General features: G+C 66.7%; 16 protein-coding genes. 9 read left to right on the top strand and 7 right to left on the bottom strand.

What is annotated here, in order from left to right; translation table 11 throughout:
- Positions 1-217: 217 nt before the first annotated feature.
- Positions 218-400, bottom strand: a complete 183-nt coding sequence (locus tag Q0P59_RS00830; RefSeq protein WP_295002479.1) for a hypothetical protein — start codon at positions 398-400, stop codon at positions 218-220.
- A gap of 449 nt (positions 401-849) precedes the next feature.
- Here Q0P59_RS00830 and Q0P59_RS00825 point away from each other — a divergent pair, with 449 nt between their 5' ends.
- Genes Q0P59_RS00825 through Q0P59_RS00815 form a run of 3 tightly spaced genes read left to right on the top strand, consistent with a single transcriptional unit; the run spans position 850 to position 4,110 of the window.
- Entirely contained in the window at positions 850-2,466 is a 1,617-nt protein-coding gene (locus Q0P59_RS00825) for a DNA internalization-related competence protein ComEC/Rec2 (RefSeq protein ID WP_295002478.1), read from the top strand.
- Between the two features lie 25 nt (positions 2,467-2,491).
- Positions 2,492-3,346, top strand: a complete 855-nt coding sequence (locus tag Q0P59_RS00820; protein WP_295002475.1) for an alpha/beta hydrolase — start codon at positions 2,492-2,494, stop codon at positions 3,344-3,346.
- Positions 3,343-4,110 carry an alpha/beta hydrolase gene (locus Q0P59_RS00815; protein ID WP_295002473.1) on the top strand — a complete coding sequence of 256 codons (768 nt, stop codon included), beginning with the start codon at positions 3,343-3,345 and terminating at the stop codon, positions 4,108-4,110. Before Q0P59_RS00820 ends, Q0P59_RS00815 begins: the two co-directional genes overlap by 4 nt.
- On the opposite strand, the gene Q0P59_RS00810 is transcribed toward Q0P59_RS00815, so the two are convergent.
- On the bottom strand, positions 4,050-4,835 hold the full coding sequence (locus Q0P59_RS00810; protein WP_295002471.1) for a M90 family metallopeptidase: 786 nt from the start codon (positions 4,833-4,835) through the stop codon (positions 4,050-4,052). The genes Q0P59_RS00815 and Q0P59_RS00810 overlap by 61 nt on opposite strands.
- Positions 4,832-5,716, bottom strand: coding sequence for a DMT family transporter (locus tag Q0P59_RS00805; protein ID WP_295002469.1), 885 nt, complete (start codon positions 5,714-5,716; stop codon positions 4,832-4,834). The genes Q0P59_RS00810 and Q0P59_RS00805 overlap by 4 nt, the downstream gene beginning before the upstream one ends.
- Positions 5,717-5,828: 112 nt before the next feature.
- On the opposite strand from Q0P59_RS00805, the gene Q0P59_RS00800 reads away from it, so the two are divergent.
- Positions 5,829-8,051, top strand: coding sequence for a bifunctional (p)ppGpp synthetase/guanosine-3',5'-bis(diphosphate) 3'-pyrophosphohydrolase (locus tag Q0P59_RS00800; protein ID WP_295002467.1), 2,223 nt, complete (start codon positions 5,829-5,831; stop codon positions 8,049-8,051).
- Between the two features lie 16 nt (positions 8,052-8,067).
- Entirely contained in the window at positions 8,068-8,244 is a 177-nt protein-coding gene (locus Q0P59_RS00795) for a DUF5668 domain-containing protein (RefSeq protein ID WP_295002465.1), read from the top strand.
- Here Q0P59_RS00795 and Q0P59_RS00790 read toward each other — a convergent pair.
- The 3 genes from Q0P59_RS00790 to ppk1 form a co-directional block, all read right to left on the bottom strand.
- Complete coding sequence (locus tag Q0P59_RS00790) at positions 8,216-9,865, bottom strand: diguanylate cyclase (protein ID WP_295002463.1); 1,650 nt, start codon at positions 9,863-9,865, stop codon at positions 8,216-8,218. The genes Q0P59_RS00795 and Q0P59_RS00790 overlap by 29 nt on opposite strands.
- Positions 9,866-9,945: 80 nt before the next feature.
- On the bottom strand, positions 9,946-10,458 hold the full coding sequence (locus Q0P59_RS00785) for a DUF2242 domain-containing protein (protein WP_295002461.1): 513 nt from the start codon (positions 10,456-10,458) through the stop codon (positions 9,946-9,948).
- Positions 10,459-10,527: 69 nt separating this feature from the next.
- Entirely contained in the window at positions 10,528-12,609 is a 2,082-nt protein-coding gene (gene ppk1, locus Q0P59_RS00780) for a polyphosphate kinase 1 (protein ID WP_295002459.1), read from the bottom strand.
- Positions 12,610-12,809: 200 nt separating this feature from the next.
- Here ppk1 and Q0P59_RS00775 point away from each other — a divergent pair, with 200 nt between their 5' ends.
- The 4 genes from Q0P59_RS00775 (at position 12,810) to Q0P59_RS00760 (ending at position 18,309) form a co-directional block, all read left to right on the top strand.
- Entirely contained in the window at positions 12,810-14,474 is a 1,665-nt protein-coding gene (locus tag Q0P59_RS00775) for a methyl-accepting chemotaxis protein (RefSeq protein ID WP_295002439.1), read from the top strand.
- A gap of 67 nt (positions 14,475-14,541) precedes the next feature.
- The gene (locus tag Q0P59_RS00770; protein WP_295002438.1) at positions 14,542-15,450 is read left to right on the top strand and encodes a TRAP transporter TatT component family protein; all 909 of its coding nucleotides are present in this window, start codon (positions 14,542-14,544) and stop codon (positions 15,448-15,450) included.
- 24 nt (positions 15,451-15,474) lie between these two features.
- Positions 15,475-16,482, top strand: coding sequence for a TRAP transporter substrate-binding protein DctP (gene dctP, locus Q0P59_RS00765; RefSeq protein ID WP_295002436.1), 1,008 nt, complete (start codon positions 15,475-15,477; stop codon positions 16,480-16,482).
- A gap of 3 nt (positions 16,483-16,485) precedes the next feature.
- Complete coding sequence (locus tag Q0P59_RS00760) at positions 16,486-18,309, top strand: TRAP transporter large permease subunit (protein ID WP_295002434.1); 1,824 nt, start codon at positions 16,486-16,488, stop codon at positions 18,307-18,309.
- 3 nt (positions 18,310-18,312) lie between these two features.
- Here Q0P59_RS00760 and Q0P59_RS00755 read toward each other — a convergent pair whose 3' ends face one another.
- A complete protein-coding gene (locus tag Q0P59_RS00755; protein WP_295002432.1) occupies positions 18,313-18,936 on the bottom strand; it encodes a BON domain-containing protein in 624 nt (207 codons plus the stop codon).
- Between the last annotated feature and the right edge of the window lie 6 nt (positions 18,937-18,942).

Raw genomic sequence — 18,942 nt, 5'->3', positions numbered from 1 at the left:
GATAATTATCGCCCATGAGCGGCTGATGTTTGTGAGCGTGTCCGCAATACTTCTTAACGCTGAGCAGGTCCGAGAAGCGTGTCTTTCAGGCCCTCCTGCATCTTCTGGGAGTTGAGTGCCTAGGCTGACAGCAGTCCTAACCATCGGACATGATGTCGACGAGGCGCAACATGAGGGTGGTCTCGGCACGGGGGAGGGGATTGATTGAGCGGGCCATTTATCGCCGCCTAGGTTCCTCCTCGTCCTCCCATTTCTTGGTGCATGCATCACCCAAATCCGGTGAGATGTCGCCAATGACTTTGGCTTTGAGGATGACCTTGCCGTACTCGGATTGCTTGAAATTACCGTGCAGGAGGTCGGCAACGGACCAGATAAAAGAGGAAAGTGCTTGGCTGTTCATTGTTCTTTTATTTATGGCCTGGTAGCCAGGTGGCTTGTTCGTTGTTCTTGGGCGACGATTGACTGTGTAGCCGGGGAGAATTATGACTTGTGGGTCTATTGATGGCTAGCAGGACTCACCAATGGCGACTTCAGCGCAAATTTATTTCGAAGTCATGCCTTTCGCCTCAAATTGATTTCGGAAACCCCCGTGTTTTTTTTAGGTGCAGGTGGATGCGTCGCCGATACGCCGCCGAGAGGTTCACTCACTCGCAGCGCTTAGGGTGTCATGGACTCCATGATGCCGTATTGCGAATAAAGATTTGAGATGGCGCTTTCGCATCACCGGAGGAAAGTTTTCTGATGACATAGATGACTTCGTCATTGAATTTGTGCAGTGACTGCTGGGGGCTATCTCAACTTTATTTCATATCCCAACATTTATTTCTACATCCCAAATTTTCATTTGCAGTGACCAAGGGGGATTTGTGGACAACCTTCAACCGGACCGGGACGACGCACCTGATGTCGATCAGCGGCCTGCATGTGACCATGGTGGCCGCCATGGCCGGCTGGCTGGTGTCTTTCGCCTGGCGCCGCCGGTCCGCGCTGGCCTTGCGCTGGCCGGCGCAGAAGGCGGGGTTGCTGGCCGGCTGCCTGGCGGCCCTGGTCTACGCCCTGCTCGCCGGCTTCGCGGTGCCCGCCCAGCGTACCCTCTACATGTTGCTGGTTGCCGGGCTGGCCATGCTCTCGGGGCGCATCGTCGCGGCCAGCCGCATCCTCGCCCTGGCGCTGCTGGTCGTCGTGCTGCTCGATCCGTGGGCGGTGCTGGCCGCCGGCTTCTGGCTTTCGTTCGGCGCCGTCGGCGCCTTGCTCTACGTCGGCTCGGCGCCGGCCGGGGAGGGGCGTGGCTGGCGGGACAGGCTGCGCGCCTGGGGCGTCGTCCAGTGGGCGGCGACCTTGGCTTCCTTGCCGGTGCTGTTGCTGGTCTTCCAGCAGTTCTCGCTGGTTTCGCCGCTGGCCAATGCGCTCGCCATCCCGGTCGTCAGCTTCGTGGTCACTCCGCTGGCGCTGCTCGCCGCGGTGCTTCCGTGGTGGCCGATACTCGCGCTGGCGCACCAGGTGCTGGCGTGCTTGATGGCGTTTCTGGCGTGGTGCGCCGGGTGGCCGGTTTGGGCGGCGCCGGCGCCGCCTGTCTGGGCGGCTGCCGCCGCCGGCCTGGGGGTGGCGGTCTGCCTGCTGCCGCGCGGGCTGCCCGGTCGCTGGCTGGGCGGCATGTTGCTGGTGCCGGCGGTGTTCTGGCCGGTCGACAGGCCGGCCAGCGGCGAGGCCTGGGTCACCGTGCTCGATGTCGGGCAGGGGCTGGCCGCCGTGGTCAGGACCCGGGAACACACCCTGATCTACGATCCGGGGCCGTTGTACAGCGCCGAATCGGATGCCGGGCAGCGGGTCGTGGTGCCCTACCTGCGGGCACAGGGGATTGCCCGGGTCGATACCCTGATGGTGACGCACAGCGACACCGATCATTCGGGCGGGGCGGCGTCGGTGCTGTCGGCGCTGTCCGTCGAACGGATCAGTTCGTCGATTGCCGGCAGCCGGGGCGAGCGCTGCGTTGCCGGCCAGCGCTGGGTGTGGGACGGCGTCGGCTTCGAGGTCCTGCATCCGGCGGCGGATGCGTATGCCGCCGAGACCCGGCCCAACCACCTGTCGTGCGTGCTGCGCGTCGAGGCCGGCGGCCGGCGCATGCTGCTCACCTCCGACATCGAGGCGCCCGACGAGGCCGCGTTGCTCGCCAGGTATCCGGACGGCCTGGTGGCGGATATCGCGCTGGTCCCGCATCATGGCTCGAAAACCTCGTCGACGCCGGCTTTCGTCAAGGCGGTGGGGGCCGGGCAGGCGATCATCCCGGTCGGCTACCGCAATCGCTTCGGCCACCCCAAGCCGGAGGTGGTCGGGCGCTACGAGGCAAGCGGCGCGCGCCTCTGGCGCACCGACCGGGACGGTGCCCTGCGCGCGGTGCTGAACCGCGAGGGGGCGTCGATTTCGGCCTGGCGGCAAGAACATCGCCGCTATTGGCACGGCCGGTGATACATTTCCGCTGGAGGAGGTGGCTATGTCATATACACAACGAACCGTGCAATGTATCGGGCCGTCGGGACTGCACCGGATGGCCTATACCGAGTGGGGCGCCCGCGACAATCCGCGCGTGCTGGTCTGCGTTCATGGGCTGACCCGCAACGGGCGCGACTTCGACGCGCTGGCCGAGGCGATGTCGGCTCACTACCGCGTCATCTGCCCCGACGTGGTCGGCCGCGGCCGCAGCGGCCGCCTGCGCGATCCGGCCGGCTATGCCATCCCGCAGTACGTCGCCGACATGGTGACGCTGATCGCCCGCCTCAACGTCGACAGCGTGCATTGGGTTGGCACCTCGATGGGCGGGCTGATCGGCATGGCGCTTGCCGCCCAGGACGGGACGCCGATCCACAAGCTGGTCCTCAACGATGTCGGGCCGCTGATCACCGTCGAGTCGCTGCAGCGCATCGCCACCTATGTCGGCACCGATCCCGACTGGGCGACCTTCGACGAGGCGCTGGCCTACGTCAGGTTGGTCAGCCAGCCTTTTGGCGACCTGACCGAGGCACAGTGGTATCACCTGACCGAAACCAGCGTGGTGCAACGTCCGGACGGACGCTGGGCCTTCCGCTACGATCCGCGCATCGCCGAGCCGTTCCGGGCCGCCTTCGTGGACAAGGACATCGACCTGTGGCCGGTCTACGACCTGATCGCCTGCCCGACGATGGTCGTCCGGGGCGCCGACTCGGACCTGCTGACGCGCGACACCTGGCAGCGCATGGAAACGCGCGGGCCGTGCGCGCGCCTGGCCGAAATTCCCGGGGTCGGCCACGCCCCGATGTTCCAGTCGGACGAGCAGATCGGCGTCGTCCGCGATTTTCTGTTGAGCGCATGAAACACGTTACCGTCCACGGCCTGAAACTCGAGTATCGCGACTACCCGGCCAGCCTGCCCGGCCGTCCCACCTTGCTGCTGCTGCACGAAGGCCTGGGCAGCGTCAGCATGTGGCGGCATTTTCCCGAAAAACTGGCGGCGCGGACCGCTTGCCGCGTCATCGTTTGGTCGCGCGCCGGCTATGGCGGTTCGCAGCCCTACCCGGAGCCGCGCACCGCGCGCTACATGCATCGCGAGGGCGAGGAGATGTTGCCCGCGTTGCTGGCGGCGCTGGAGATCGACAAGCCCATCCTGATCGGTCACAGCGACGGCGGCAGCATCGCGCTGATCTGCGCCGGCGCCCATCCCGGGGTGCCGCTCGGCGTCGCCGTGATGGCGCCGCACGAGTTCGTCGAGGAAGAAACGCTGGCCGGCATCCGCGCGGCGCGCAAGCTGTGGGAGGAAACCGACTGGCCGCACAGGCTGGGGCGCCATCACCGCGACCCGCAGCGCGTCTTCAGCGACTGGAACGATTGCTGGCTGTCGCCGGCGTTTCGCAACTGGAACATCGAGGACTGCCTGCCGAACATCCGTTGCCCGGTGCTCGCCATCCAGGGTGAAGACGACGAGTACGCGACGATGCGGCAGATCGAGGCCATCGCCGCTGCCGTCCCCGGCACGCAGCTCCTGAAGCTGGCCCGCTGCGGCCACTCGCCGCAGCGCGATCAGGAGTCGGCGGTGCTCGATGCCCTCGACGCCTTCATCAGGCGCGCCAGCGGGTCCTGACGGTAGTAGCGGACGAGGAGGTCGTAGAGCGCGGGGTATTCGTCGGCGACGACATCCGGCAGTTCGAAGAAGCTTTCCGACAGCACGGCGAAGAACTCGCCGGGCGTATCGCTGGCGTAGGGGTCGATGATCGTCTCCTCGCCGCTGTCCACGCGCCGGCAGAAGTCGTCGTAGGCGGCCAGGAAGGTCTCGCGCCACTTGCCCTCGTCGATGCCGCTGTGCAGCGACGGCATGCCGTCGGCGTCGCCGTTGAGCATGTCCAGCTTGTGGGCGAATTCGTGGATGACCACGTTGTAGCCGTCGCCGGCCATCTTCACGTCGTGCCAGGAAACGATCAGCGGGCCGCCCGCCCAGGCTTCGCCGGAGAGCACGTCGTCGTACTCGTGCACGACGCCGCTGTCATCCTCGATATGGCGGCGAACGACGAATTCGTCGGGGTAGACGATGATGCCCACCCAGTCGCGGTAGGCGCTCAGGCCGAGCTTGAGGATGGGCAGGCAGCCCTGGGCGGCGATCGAGACGCAGATTTCGTCGCTCAGTTCGAGGCCGCCGGCGGTACTGAATTCCTTGCTGCCGAGGAAAGCCTCGGCCATGTCCTTGAGCTGCGCCTGCTCGGCCGGGCTGAGGATTTCGAGGAAAGGCATCGACGTGACGATCGCCGCCCACAGGTCGTCGGGAATACGGCTGGGTTTCCGGCCACGCAGCTTGTCGAGCAGTCCGATCATCGTTTCATGGTCAGCCAAATCCCGGTGAAGATCAAGCCGATTCCGAGATAGTGGAACCACAGCGGGATTTCGCCGAGGAACAGGAAGGAGAGCAGCGTTCCGAAGACCGGCATGAGGTGGATGAACAGGCTGGCCTTGTTGGCGCCGACGTCGGCCACGCCCTTGTTGTAGAAAATGTAGCCGACGAAGCTGGGAAAGATGCCGACATAGGCCAGGGCCGACAGCGAGGCCCAATTCACGTTGAGCTGCCGCCCTTGCCACAGTTCCCACGCATAGGCCGGGCCGAGCGCGGCGAGGCCGATCGCCACGGTGCTGCCGAGCATCAGCATGGGGTGCACGCCGGCCGGCCGCCAGGCGAGGGCGACGGTGTAGATGGCCCAGTCGAGCACGGCGACCAGCATCCAGACGTCCCCGACGTTGAGGTTGAGGTGGGCGAGCACGCCCGGGTCGCCGCGCGACACGATGGTCAGCGCGCCGGCCAGCGAGACGAGCACGCCGACCGCCTGCGCCGGACGCAGGTGCTTGCCGAGGAAGGCCCACGAAATGGCGATGGTGGCGATGGGCACGAAGGAGTTGAGCAGCGCCGCGTTGGTCGCCGTGGTGTGCTGCAGGGCCAGGTAGGCGAAGGTGTTGTAGCCGCCGACGCCGAGGATGCCCAGCACGAGCAGGGGTTTCCAGCCCCGCTTGAGCAGGGGCCATTGCGTCTTGAGGTGGGGGTAGGCGAGGGGGGCGATCAGCACGAAGGCGATCATCCAGCGCCAGAAGGCGAAGGTCAGCGGTGGAATGTCGCCGCGCGCCCCGCGGCCGATAACCATGTTGCCCGACCAGAACAGGACGGTCAGGGTGAGCAGCAGGTAGGGGTTGGCGAACAGTTTTTGCATGGTCGGCGGATTATGCCTGAAGGCGGCGAGGCCGTTGGCGCACTGCGTCCGGCGAGCAAATCTATGCGGCCCGGCATGGCCAGGCCGGGGATCGGTCTTATAATGTCGAACCATGGTTTCCGTCGTCCATTCCGTCGCCGCGCTGAGCGACTTCGAGCAGTTCCTCGCCACGCTGGCGGAGGGCCTTCCCGCGGCTGACGCCGAGCGTCTGAGGCGAGCCGTCGAATATGCCTGGGAGACCTATGGCGACCGCACGCTGGGCAGCGGCGAGCGCATCTGGTCGCATGCCCTGGGCATGGCGGTCATCATCGCCGGCCTCAAGCTCGACGCCGAGTCGCGCATCGCGGCGGTGCTCTTCGCCATTCCGTCGCACGACGAGCACGGCATCGCCCGTATCGAGGAACGTTTCGGCAAGCCGGCGGCGCACCTGGTGCATGGCATCTCGCGCCTGAACAAGCTGCGGCCGATCACCAAGGGTTTCGTGGCGACCAACATCGAGGCCGGCGAGGTCAATCCGACCGAGATGAAGGCGCAGGTGGAAGTGCTGCGCAAGATGCTGCTGGCCATGGTCGAGGATATCCGCGTCGTGCTGCTGCGCCTGGCCAGCCGGACGCAGACCCTGCGCTTCTATGCCGCCAACCCGGACGAACTGCGCGTGCAGGTGGCGCGCGAGACGCTGGAACTCTATTCGCCGCTGGCCAACCGGCTGGGCGTCTGGGAACTGAAGTGGGAACTGGAGGACCTCTCCTTCCGCTTCATCCACCCGGACACCTACAAGAAAATCGCCAAGATGCTCGACGAGAAGCGCAGCGAGCGCGAGCAGTTCATCGTCGACGCGGTGGCCCGGGTTCGTGGCGAGCTGGAAGCCGCCGGGGTCCGGGATGCCGAGATCTACGGCCGGCCGAAGCACATCTACAGCATCTGGAACAAGATGCGCAAGAAAGGCGTCGAGTTTTCCGAGGTGTACGACGTGCGCGCCCTGCGCATCATCGTCGACGACCTGAAGGACTGCTACACCGCGCTGGGCATCGTGCACAACCTGTGGCTGCCGATTCCCAAGGAATTCGACGACTACATCTCGAATCCCAAGGGCAACTACTACCGCTCGCTGCATACCGCGGTGCGCTGCCCGGACGGGCGCAGCCTGGAAATCCAGATCCGCACCTGGGACATGCACAAGCACGCCGAACTCGGCGTCGCCGCGCACTGGCGCTACAAGGAAGGCAGCAAGCGGACGCACGAGGACGACTACGACGAGAAGATCGCCTGGCTGCGCCAGCTGCTGACCTGGAAGGACGAAGTCGCCGACAGCTCGGACTGGGTCAAGCACTACAAGCAGGCGGCGCTCGACGAGACGATCTACGTCATCACGCCGCAGGGCAAGGTGGTCGACCTGCCGGCCGGCTCGACGCCGGTCGATTTCGCCTACCGCGTGCATACCGATCTCGGCCACCGCTGCCGGGGCGCCAAGGTCGGCGGCCAGCTGGTGCCGCTCAACACGGCGCTGGAAACCGGCCAGGAAGTCGAGATCGTCACCGCCAAGCATGGCGGGCCGTCGCGCGACTGGCTGAACCCGACCCTGGGCTACATCCATACCAAGAGCGCCCGGGTCAAGGTGCGCTCGTGGTTCTCCAACCTGGCGCTGGAGGAAACGCTGGCCGAAGGGCGCGGCATCATCGCCAAGGAATTGCAGCGGGCCGGGCAGACCGGGGCGAACATCGAGGAACTGGCCCACAAGCTGGGCTTCGCCAAGTCCGACGACCTCTATATCGCGGCGGCGCGCGGCGACCTCAACCAGCGCCAGTTCCAGTCGGTGGCCAAGGGCGGCGACCTGCTCGCCGAGACCCAGCTGCCCGACGAGGTGGTGGCCAAGCCCGCCAAGCCGGTGGAAGGCAACCAGGGCATCCTGATCGTCGGCGTCGACAAGCTGCTGACGCAACTCGCACGCTGCTGCAAGCCGGCGCCGCCCGACGAAATCCAGGGCTTCATCACGCGCGGCAAGGGCATTTCGATCCACCGCATGGATTGCCCCAATTTCGCCAACCTGGCGGCGCTGCACCCCGAGCGCGTCATCGAGACCGACTGGGGCGTGCAGACGACCGGCGTCTTCGCCTGCGACATCGTCGTCGATGCCCATGACCGCCAGGGCCTGCTGCGCGACATCTCGGAAATCTTCACCCGCGAGAAGCTCAACGTGGTGGGTGTCAATACCCAGTCGAAACAGGGCAAGGCGCACATGAGCTTCACCGTCGAGATCACCAACCTGCAGCAGTTGCAGCGCACGCTGACGCTGATCCACGAAGTCGAAGGCGTGGTCGGCGTCCGCCGCGCCTGATCACCGGAGAGACCGCATGAAAGGCCATTTTGCCGCCATCGCCCTGATCGTCATCGGCGCCATCGCGCTCGGCGTCAATCTCGACCTGTTCGAGGTCGACCTGGTCGCCCTGATCAGGAAGTGGTGGCCGCTGGCCTTGATCGCGCTGGGCGTCGGCCTGTTCCTTACGCCGGACGATCGAAGCCGGCGCTGACGACCCGGTCGCGGCCGGCGTTCTTGGCCGCGTACAGCGCCGTGTCCGCCCGGTGCAGCAGGTTCTCCAGGTCGGCCGACGGCCCCGCCGGCTTGGCCGCCACGCCGATCGATATCGTGCAGGCGAGCCGCTTTTCGTCACCGATGTCGATGGTTTTGCCGGCAACCGCCTGCCTGAGCCGCTCGGCGACCTGTTGCGCCTGCTCGGCGCCGGTTTCCGGCAGCAGCACCGCGAACTCTTCGCCGCCCAGGCGCCCGGGGATGTCGGTCTCGCGCAGGGCCTGGCGGATTTCCCGGCTTAGCGCCGCGAGCACGAGGTCGCCGGCGCGGTGCCCGTGGTCATCGTTGACCCGTTTGAAATGATCGACGTCCAGCATCAGCAGCGACAGCTCACCGCCGTAACGGGCGCTGCGGCTCAACTCGTGCCTGGCCAGGCTCATGAAGTGGCGGCGGTTGAACAGCCCCGTCAGTTCGTCGTATTGCGACAGGCGCTCGAGTTCGCGCTGGTAGTGCTTGATCTGCGTGATGTCGGTGGAGATGCCGCAGATGCCGGTGATTTCGCCGGCCGGATTGCGCGTCGGGAATTTCACCGACAGGAAGTATTTTTCACCGTCGGCGGTCGATAGCGATTCTTCGACCTGCAGCGCCTGGCCGCTGCGCATGACCTCGAGGTCGCTGACGCGATAGGCCTCGGCTTCGGCGGGGGCGTAGATTTCGCTGTCGAGCTTGCCGAGAACCTGCTCGCGAAGCTTCCCGGTGACTTCCTCGTACTTCCGGTTGACCAGCAGCTTGCGGCCCTGGCGGTTCTTGACGTAGGTGACCGAGGGGATGTTCTCGATCACGTCGGCCAGGAAGTTGCGGCTTTCGGCCAGCTTGGAACGCAGCGCTTTCTCGATCGTGAGGTCGCGCACCACGCCGATGAAGAAGCGGTCGTCGGGGGTTTCGGCTTCGCTGACGCCGAGGTGCATGGGGAAGGTCTCGCCGTTCTTGCGCAGGCCGACCACCTCGCGTCCCTTGCCGATGATCTTGCGTTCGCCGGTGGCGACATGGTTGCCGATGTATTCGTCGTGCCTGTCGCGGTCCGGGTTGGGCATCAGCATCTTGACGTTGTGGCCCAGGACTTCGCCCGGGGTGTAGCCGAAGATGGTCTCGGCGGCCTTGTTGAAGGCGGTGATCCGGCCGACGCGGTCGATGCGGATGATGCCTTCCATCACGTTGTCGACCATCGCGGCGGTGGAGCGCTGGGCCGAGACGATCCGCATCATGGCCTGGATGCGGATGTCGAGCTGCAGGGGTTCGACCGGCTTGGTCAGGTAGTCGTCGGCGCCGGCCATGAAGCTGTCGAGCAGGGTGGCTTCGCCGGCATGGCTGGTGATGACGATGATCGGCACGCGGACCGGAAGCAGGATCTTGCGTATCTTCTTGATCGCTTCGAGCCCGCCCATGCCGGGCATCTCGATATCCATCAGGACGAGTTCCGGCGGTGCTTCGTGGAAGGCGGCAATGGCCTCCTCGCCGCTCTGGACATGGGTGACCGCGTGGCCGTTGTCGCGGAGCAGGTTGCTGATGTATTTGCCGACCGATACGCTGTCGTCGGCCAGCAATATGCGCAATGGATTCATTGTGGGCGGGATGCTGATCGTGCGGGATGCGGGTATTCCTGTCCGGTCACTATAACCGGAAGCGCCTGCCGCTGACGAGCCTATTCGGCCAGGTTTTCGATGAGAACGAAGAGGCGTCGATAGAACTCGGCGTCGGCGATGGTTTCCTCGCCGACCTTGACCAGCGAATTCTTGTCGGTCGGCCAGGGGACGGATATCGAACCGAGCCCGCTCACCGACAGGCCGGTGCTGCTGCCGCCCGCCTTCAGTTCGTAGCGGGTCTGCAGGGCGTTGGCGTAGATCGTCGTGTCGCGCCCGGTGCCCATGCAGGTCAGCGTGATGCGCAGCTGGACCTGGTGCTCGGCCTGCGGCTGGAAGAACTTGGAGCCCCGGATGTTGCTCGGCACCGAGGAATCCACCTCGTAGGCCTGGCTGAGCAGGGCGCGCTTGCCGTACTCGCAGAGAACCAGCGGCGGCAGGTCGCTGTGGTACTGGTAGGGCGTTTCCGCGTCAAAGTTTTCCGTCCGGTACACAGGTGCCGGAGCGGTGGAGCAGGCGGCAACCGCGAGCACAGCGGCGGCAACCGGAAAACGGAACAATGGGGAGCGGGACATCGGGTGGCGGGACAGGCAATCGGGCAGGTGGCTATCTTAACGCGCCACCCGCCGCTTGGCTGACCGGCGTCAGGCATTTCCCAGGTTGACCATCAGTTCGCCCTGGGCGTTGTGCGGTTTGCTGCGGCTCGAGCGGCGCCGCTGGTAGATGCCCTGGCAGCTCATCTCCCAGCCCTGCTGGTTGTCGGCCAGGTAGAACTTGAGGCCTTCGGTGATGACGCGGCGCTTCAGCTTGGGGTCGAGGATGGGGAAGGCCAGCTCGATGCGCTTGAAGAAGTTGCGCTCCATCCAGTCGGCGCTGGACAGGTAGACCGTTTCCTTGCCGCCGGCCAGGAAGTAGAAGATGCGATGGTGCTCGAGGAAGCGACCGATGATGGAACGGACGCGGATATTCTCGGACAGCCCCTTGACGCCGGGGCGCAGCATGCACACGCCGCGCACGATGAGGTCGATGTCGACGCCGGCCTGCGAAGCCTGGTACATGGCGTCGATCACTTCCGGCTCGACCAGCGAGTTCATCTTGGCGACGATGCGCGCCTTGCCGCCGGCCCGGGCGATCTCCGCTTCGGCCAGGATGCCGGCGACGACGTTCTGCTGCAGCGTGAACGGCGCCTGCCACAGGTGCTTGAGCGTGCGCGCCTGGCCGAGGCCGGTGAGCTGCTTGAACACCTCGCTGACGTCGCGGGTGACCTCGTCGTTGGCGGTCATCAGGCCGAAGTCGGTATAGAGGCGGGCGGTGCGCGGGTGGTAGTTGCCGGTGCCGAGGTGGGCGTAGCGCTTGAGGCCGCCATCCTCGCGGCGGACGATGAGCAGCGCCTTGGCGTGCGTCTTGTAGCCGACGACGCCGTAGACGACGTGGGCGCCGACCTGTTCCAGCTTGGTCGCCCAGCCGATGTTGGCCTCCTCGTCGAAGCGGGCCATCAGCTCGACGACGACGGTGACTTCCTTGCCGTTCTGCGCGGCGCGGATCAGCGACTCCATCAGCACCGAGTCGGTGCCGGTACGGTACACGGTCATCTTGATGGCCACCACCGCCGGGTCGGTCGCCGCCTGGCTCAACAGCTCGATGACCGGCGCAAAGGACTGGTAGGGGTGGTGCAGCAGGATGTCGTTCTTGCGGATGCTCTCGAAAATGTTCGCTCCCTTGGCCAGCCCTTTGGGGGTGCCGGGCGCGAAGGGGCGGAATTTCATGTCGGGGCGCTCCACCCAGTCCGGCACCTGCATCAGGCGGACCAGGTTGACCGGGCCGTTGACGCGATAGAGGTCGACCGGCTTCAGTTCGAACTGGGCGAGCAGGAACGCGGTCATCGCTTCCGAGCAGTTGTTGGCCACCTCCAGGCGCACGGCGTTGCCGAAGTGGCGCTGCGGCAGTTCGCCCTGCAGCTTGGTGCGCAGGTTGGTGACTTCCTCCTCGTCGACGAAGAGGTCGGAGTTGCGGGTGGCGCGGAACTGGTAGCAGCCGAGCACGGTCATGCCGGTGAATAGCTCGCCGACGAACTCGTGCAGGATCGACGACAGGAAGACGAAGCCGTACTCGCAGCCGGCCAGCTCCTCGGGCAGCCGGATGACGCGCGGCAGCACGCGCGGCGCCTGGACGATGGCGGCGTTGGAGCTGCGGCCGAAGGCGTCCTTGCCCTCGAGTTCGACGGCGAAGTTCAGGCTCTTGTTGAGCACGCGCGGGAAAGGGTGCGACGGGTCGAGCCCGATCGGGGTCAGCACCGGCACCATCTCGCGGTGGAAATAGTCGCGGATCCACTCGCGCTGCGCCTCGTTCCAGCCCGAGCGGCGCAGGAAGCGGATGCCCTGCTCGGCCAGCGCCGGCAGGATGATTTCGTTCAACTGCTGGTACTGCTCGGTGACGATGGCGTGCGCTTCGGCCGAAACCAGGCGGAAGGCCTCCTGTGCCGTCTTGCCGTCGGTGGTGACCACCGGGGTATTGGCGCGGATCTGCTCCTTGAGGCCGGAGACGCGGATCTCGAAGAATTCGTCGAGGTTGCTGGAGACGATGCACAGGAAGCGCAGGCGTTCGAGCAGCGGGGTGCGCTCATCCTGGGCCTGCGCCAGGACGCGGCGATTGAATGCCAGGAGTCCGAGTTCCCGATTCAGATAGTTTTCGGCCGGAAAACGGGGTTTCAGGTGGGGGTCGTTCATCGCGCAAGCTCCATGTGATCCTTGAAGTATAGGCCTCAAGTCCATCATTTTGTTGCACTAATGTTTCACTCGCATGACAGCGTCCCGGTGCGTCATGGCATGTGTCCCGGAAATTCATGGCGCCACGCTCTCCCCATTCATTCGCCTGAAACATTCGCTGCGTACCGTGTTGTTGTTTTTGGCGTTTTATGAGGGATTTCATGCAGGCCAAGGGTGCTTTGTCGATTCGTACGCGCATGCTGTTGATGGTGATCATCGGCGGCGGTTTCGGGCTGTTGCTGATGGTGACGGCCCTGGCCTCCCTGTCGGCGTTCCGGGGCGATGTCCGCCAGGTATCGGGCGAGGTGGCCGCCACCACGCGCGCCCTGGCGCTGCTCAGCGATGTACGGAGCGCGCTGCAGGTCCAGCAGCACGGCCTGAACAGCATGGTGCTGCGCAATTTCATGGCGGCCGAGTTCGACAAGGGGCAGGCCGAATACCAGGCGGGGCGCCAGCGCTTCTGGCAGCAGCTCGAGGCGCTCGAGGCGCAGAGCCGGCAATCGGCGCTGGTCGAACAGGAGCGGATTGCCGGGATACGCCGGCTGGGCGGCGAACTGAACCAGCTCTACGACCAGGTCCTGGCCGACAACGAACCGGGCATGCCCAAGTACGCGCTGATGGTCGATGCCGCCATTCGCGATGCCGATGCGCCGCTGATGGCGGCCTTGGCCGACTGTTACGCGGCGATCAGCGAGCAGGCCTCGGCCAGCGCCGGCCGCGCCAGCGAAGTGGCCGATGCGCGCTACCGGGAAAACCTCGCTGTCATCCTGCTGGTCGGCGTGCTCGGCGCGTTGATCTCGCTGGGTTTTGCCGTCTGGTCGTCGCGTCACATCCTGCGTCGCCTGGGCGGCGAGCTGGAACCCGTCGTGCGGGCGACGACGCGTGTCGCGGCCGGCGACCTGACGCAAAGCGTACTCTCCGGAAAGGCCGCCGCCGATTCGCTGGTCGCCTCGGTGGAGCGGATGCAGGACAAGCTGCGCGGCCTGATCGCCGACGTCAAGTCCGGCGCCGAGGTGACCTCGGACAACGCGCTCGCCCTGCAGCGTTCGGCGCGCGAGGTGGCGAGCACGACCAGCCTGCAGAGCGATGCGGCGGCGACCATCGCGGCGGCGATCCAGGAACTGACCACGGCCATCGCGGCGATGGCCGGGAGCGCCGGGAATGCCGCCGATGCGGCCAAGCGGACGCGGCAGACGGCGGGCGACAGCGGCCTGGTGATTCATCAGGCGATCGACGAGATCGGCCACATTTTCGAGCAGGCCACGGCATCGACCATGGCCATGGGCGAATTGCAGGAGCATACGCGGGACATCTCGCGCTTTGCCCGGGAAATCAAGGATATTTCCGAGCAGACCAACCTGCTGTCGCTCAATGCCGCCATCGAGGCGGCGCGGGCCGGGGAGGCGGGCAGGGGCTTCGCCGTGGTCGCCGACGAGGTGCGCAAGCTGGCCAACCGCACCTCGGATACGACCTTCAAGATCGAGCAGCTGGTGGTCCGCCTGGGCGATGCCGCCGGCCAGACCAACGAGGCCGTGGTCGCCACCGCGGCCCGTGCGCAGCGCGGCACGGAGCTGGCGTCGGCGACCGAGGCGGCGATCCGCAAGATCGAAGCGATTTGTGAGCAGTCGGCGCTCGCCGCCAACGAGATTGTCGATGTGCTCGACGAGCAGCGCCAGGCGGCGGAACAGATTGCCCAGAATACCGAACGCATGGCGCAGATGATCGAGCGCGGCGCCCGGGCGGCCGGGGAGTCGTCGGCCTCGGCCGAGGAAGTGGCGTCGCTGGCGGCCAGGCTGCGCGACAGCACCCTGCAGTTCAGCGTCTGACGCCTTGATTCACGCCGCTGTAACATCGGGCCGCTAGTGTGCCCGCCAACCGAACGCTGATGGCGGAATGAAATTGTCCTCACCCATGCACAAGGCCGGCCTGGCCTGCTTGACGCTCGCCGCGCTGTTGTCGCTGGCAGCCTGTACCCCGCGCCAGATGATCGTCGACAACCTGGCCGACGCCTTGTCGGCGCAGGGGGCGGGCGGCGAGAAGGATCTGGAACTGTTGCGCGACGCGGCGCCGTTTCATTTGAAGCTGTCCGAATCGATCCTCCGCCAGAACCCGGGGCATCGCCCGCTGGCCGAGTCGGTGGCGGCCGGATTCACCCAGTACGCCTACGCCTTTGTCGCTTTCGAGGCGGACCGGGTCGAGGTGCGGGATGCGCGGGCGGCCGAGCGGCTGCGGGCGCGGGCGGCGAGGCTCTACGAGCGCGCCCAGCGCCATGCCATGCGTGCACTGGAAAGCGCCGCGCCGGGATTCGGGGCGGCGCTGGCCGCCGGCGACGAAGGGCGGCGGCCGACGCTGAGCCGGGAGCGGGTCGGCCTGGCCTACTGGGCGGCGGCGGCGTGGGGCGGCTGGATTTCGCTGAGCAAGGACGACCCCGACGTGGTGGCCGACCTGCCGCTTGCCGTGCGCCTGGCGCAACTGGCCTGGGCGGCCGATCCGGACTGGGGGCAGGGCGCCTTGACCGGCCTGCTCGGCAGCTTCGAGGCGGCCCGGCCGGGCGGCAGCCCGGCCCTGGCGCTGGCCCGCTTCGACCAGGCCATCGCCCAATCGGCCGGGCGCAGCGCCGGGCCCTTGCTCGGCAAGGCCGAAGGCCATGCCCTGCCGGCCGGCGACCGGGCGCTGTTCGAGCAGCTGCTGCGCCAGGCGCTGGCGATCCGGGAGGGCGCCGACAGCCCCCTGGCGACCGAGAACGAAGTGATGCGGCAACGGGCCGCCTGGCTGCTCGACAAGGCCGACGACCTGTTCTGAACCGAAAGCATGATGGAGAAGCGCATGAAATCCCTGAACAAACTGGCCGGCCTGCTGCTCGGCTGCATGCTGGCGGTCAACGCCCTGGCGGCCGACAAGCAGTTGCGGATCGGCACGCTGGCCACCAAGAACTCGCTCTACCACCGCCAGCTGATGGAGCTCGGCGAGGCCTGGCGCACCGCCCAGGGCGGCAATGCCCGCTACCTCGTCTATCCCGACGGCAGCCAGGGCGGCGAAACCGACATGGTGCGCCGCATGCGCATCGGCCAGCTGCAGGGCGGGCTGCTGTCGGTGGTCGGCCTGCGCGAGATCGAGCCGTCGATCGCCGCGCTGCAGAACATGCCGCTGATGTTCCGCAGCTGGGAGGAGGTCGATTACGTCCGCGAGAAGATGCGGCCGGCCATGGAGAAGAAGTTCCTCGACAAGGGCTTCGTCGTGCTCGCCTGGGGCGACGCCGGCTGGGTGCGCTTCTTCTCGAAGGAGGCGGCGGTGCGCCCCGACGATTTCCGCAAGATGAAGTTCTTCGCCTGGGGCAGCGAGGTCGAGCAGCAGGAAATCATGAAGAGCCTGGGCTACACGCCGGTGCCGCTGGAAACGGCCGACATCCTGCCGGCCATCCAGACCGGGATGATCAACGCCGTGCCGTCGACGCCGTATTTCGCGCTGGCCACGCAGGTCTATACCACGGCCGGCAACATGCTGGACCTCAACTGGGCGCCCATCGTCGGCGCCCTGATCGTTACCCGCAAGGCCTGGGACGAGCTGTCGCCGGAAGGCCAGGCCGCCGTGCGCGAAGCCGGGGCCAGGGCCGGCGTGCAGTTGCGCGCCAAGGCGCGCCAGGAGGTCGACGACGCCGTCGAGGCGATGAAGAAGCGCGGCCTGACGGTGAACAAGCCGAATGCCGAGCAGATGAGGGAATGGAACGACCTGGCCGACAAGCTGTACCCGAAGATACGCGGCAGGATGGTGCCGGCCGACAGCTTCGACGAGGTGCTCGGCTACCTGAAGGCCTACCGCGCCGGCAAGAAGTAGGCGATGGGCGCGCTCCGCTGGCTGGGCCAGTTCGATGCCCTGATCGCCGGCACGGCGCTGGCCCTGATGCTGCTGATCCCCCTGCTCGAGATCGGCCTGCGCCCGCTGTTCGGTCGGGGCATTGAGAACGCGCCGGTGCTGGTCCAGCATCTCGGGCTGGTGCTGGCCATGTTCGGGGCGCTGGTGGCCGAGCGTGGCCAGCACCTGAGTTCGCTGGGGGCGGGTTTTGCCGCTGCCGGCAATCCGTTTGTGCGCGCGGCGGCGCGCCATGTCGCCGGCGCCAGCGCGGCCGTGCTGTGCGGCATGCTGGCCCGGACCAGCTGGACCTTCGTGCTCAGCGAGATGGAGGCGCCGCGCGATATCGCCTACGGCATCGCCGGCTGGATGGTCGAGCTGGCCATGCCCGCCGGCTTCGGCCTGCTCGCCGTGAAGCTCGCCTGGCGCCTGGCGGGCCGGCCGGCGGCCCGGGCGTTGCTCGCCCTGGTTCTGCCGACCGCCGGCTTTCTGTTCGCCGCCCATTTCGACGGCAGCAGCCTGCCGTTCTGGCCTTTTGCGCTCTGGCTCGGCCTCGTGCTGCTGTGCGGGGCGCCGATCTTCGCCGTGCTCGGCGGCCTGGCGCTGGCCCTGTTCTGGAGCGAAGGCCAGCCACTGGCCTCGGTGCCGCTGAGCCATTACCAGATCACCGTCAATCCCTCGCTGCCCGCGCTGCCGTTGTTTACGCTGGCCGGCCTGCTGTTCGCGCGGACCGGCGCGGCAGCCCGCCTGGGTGCCCTGTTCGCCGCGCTGTTCGGCAACGGCATGGGCGGCACGGCCATCGCCGCGGCGGTGCTGTGCTCGTTCTTCACCGCCTTCACCGGCGGCAGCGGGGTGACCATCCTCGCCCTCGGCGGCCTGCTGCTGCCGCTGCTGACCCGGGCCGGCTTTCCCGAGCAGCGCGGCATCAGCCTGGTGACCAGCGCCAGCGCGCTCGGCGTGCTGCTGGCGCCGTCCGTGCCGCTGATCATGTTCGCGATCATCGCCCGGGTGCCGATCAACACCATGTTCCTCGCCGGCGTCCTGCCGGCGGTGGTGATGGTGATCTTCCTGCTGCTGGTCGGCGGCTACCTGAGGCGCGGCGCCAGCCTGCCCGAGGTGGCGCTTCAACACCATGACTACCGCGCCGTCCGCCCGGCCTTGTGGGCAGCGAAATGGGAGCTGCTGGCGCCCGTCGTGGCCATCGGTTCGCTGGTCAGCGGCATCGCGACGCCGACCGAAAGCGCCGCGCTGACCGCGGCCTACGCGTTGCTGACGCAGGCGCTGGCGCACCGCGAACTCGACTGGCCGCACATCCGCCAGGCGCTTGCCGACTGCGCCGAGGTCATCGGCGGCATCATGGTCATCCTCGGCATGGCGCTCGGCCTGACCAACTACCTGGTCGACGCCGGGATTCCCGACGCCGCGATCGAATGGGTGCAGTCGGTGCTGCCCAACAAGTTCGCCTTCCTGGTCGCACTCAACCTCTTCCTGCTGCTGGCCGGCGCCCTGATGGAAATCTACGCGGCGATTGTCGTTCTCGTCCCCCTGCTGCTGCCGGTGGCGATCAGCTACGGCATCGACCCGGTGCATTTCGGGGTGATCTTCCTGGCCAACATCGAGATGGGTTTCCTTTGTCCGCCGGCCGGGATGAACATCTACTTCGCCTCGGCGATGTTCGCCAAGTCGGTCCGCTACGTTGCCGTCTCGGTACTGCCCGCGGTGCTGGCCATGCTGCTCGGCGCCCTGGCCATCTCGGCGCTGCCCTTCCTGGCTACCTGGCTGCCCGGCGTGTTCGGCATGGGGGCGGGCTAGGGCTCAGCGGACGCCGAAGCGGGCGTTGTCGATGCGCCGGATTTCGTCGTCCGGCCGGATGTCGAGCAGGTTGACCACCTTGCGCACGCCGGCCGTGCTGCGGGCGATGGCGATGGCCGCCCGGGCTTCCCGCTCGCTGACCAGGCCCATCACGAACAGCACGCCGTTTTCGCTGACCGGCTTGACGTGGTTGCTCGCGACCTGGTCGTTGTCGAGCAGGCGGGCCTTGTATTTCGACGAAATGAACACGTCGTTGCTGCGCGAACCGAGGCTCGATACCGGGGCGACCTGCAGTTCGTTATGCACCTTGCGGATGCCTTCGATGCCTTCGGCCATGGCGCCGATATCGGCCCGGGCGTTGTCGTCGGGAACTTCGCCGGAAACCAGCAGCACGCGGTCGAAGGCCGTGAAATTGACGTTCGCGTTGTCGCGATAGCGGGCCGGCAGGCGGTTGCGCCCCTTCCATTCCGAGGTTTCGTCATCGGCCTGGATGCCGGTCGAGCGGCGGTCGTGGTAGCTGATGGCGGTGCCGGCGGCGCCGGTGGCGATCAGCGCCGGGACGCAGGCGCCGAGCAGGGGCAGGGAAAGGGCGAGGGCGGCGAGGAGGCGGGGCGGGAAGGGAGTCATGGCATA

Source organism: uncultured Dechloromonas sp. (assembly GCF_945957265.1).
Classification (GTDB): Bacteria; Pseudomonadota; Gammaproteobacteria; order Burkholderiales; family Rhodocyclaceae; genus Azonexus.
The sequence above is the reverse complement of the archived record's forward strand: the minus strand, read 5'-3'. Positions and strand labels throughout refer to the sequence as shown.

Bases quoted from the DNA above. Each gene is read 5' to 3' on its own strand.
- Q0P59_RS00830 (WP_295002479.1), bottom strand. From the start codon at position 400: ATGAACAGCCAAGCACTTTCCTCTTTTATCTGGTCCGTTGCCGACCTC.
- Q0P59_RS00820 (WP_295002475.1), top strand. From the start codon at position 2,492: ATGTCATATACACAACGAACCGTGCAATGTATCGGGCCGTCGGGACTG.
- Q0P59_RS00815 (WP_295002473.1), top strand. From the start codon at position 3,343: ATGAAACACGTTACCGTCCACGGCCTGAAACTCGAGTATCGCGACTAC.
- Q0P59_RS00810 (WP_295002471.1), bottom strand. From the start codon at position 4,835: ATGATCGGACTGCTCGACAAGCTGCGTGGCCGGAAACCCAGCCGTATT.
- Q0P59_RS00805 (WP_295002469.1), bottom strand. From the start codon at position 5,716: ATGCAAAAACTGTTCGCCAACCCCTACCTGCTGCTCACCCTGACCGTC.
- Q0P59_RS00800 (WP_295002467.1), top strand. From the start codon at position 5,829: ATGGTTTCCGTCGTCCATTCCGTCGCCGCGCTGAGCGACTTCGAGCAG.
- Q0P59_RS00795 (WP_295002465.1), top strand. From the start codon at position 8,068: ATGAAAGGCCATTTTGCCGCCATCGCCCTGATCGTCATCGGCGCCATC.
- Q0P59_RS00790 (WP_295002463.1), bottom strand. From the start codon at position 9,865: ATGAATCCATTGCGCATATTGCTGGCCGACGACAGCGTATCGGTCGGC.
- Q0P59_RS00785 (WP_295002461.1), bottom strand. From the start codon at position 10,458: ATGTCCCGCTCCCCATTGTTCCGTTTTCCGGTTGCCGCCGCTGTGCTC.
- ppk1 (WP_295002459.1), bottom strand. From the start codon at position 12,609: ATGAACGACCCCCACCTGAAACCCCGTTTTCCGGCCGAAAACTATCTG.
- Q0P59_RS00775 (WP_295002439.1), top strand. From the start codon at position 12,810: ATGCAGGCCAAGGGTGCTTTGTCGATTCGTACGCGCATGCTGTTGATG.
- Q0P59_RS00770 (WP_295002438.1), top strand. From the start codon at position 14,542: ATGAAATTGTCCTCACCCATGCACAAGGCCGGCCTGGCCTGCTTGACG.
- dctP (WP_295002436.1), top strand. From the start codon at position 15,475: ATGAAATCCCTGAACAAACTGGCCGGCCTGCTGCTCGGCTGCATGCTG.
- Q0P59_RS00760 (WP_295002434.1), top strand. From the start codon at position 16,486: ATGGGCGCGCTCCGCTGGCTGGGCCAGTTCGATGCCCTGATCGCCGGC.
- Q0P59_RS00755 (WP_295002432.1), bottom strand. From the start codon at position 18,936: ATGACTCCCTTCCCGCCCCGCCTCCTCGCCGCCCTCGCCCTTTCCCTG.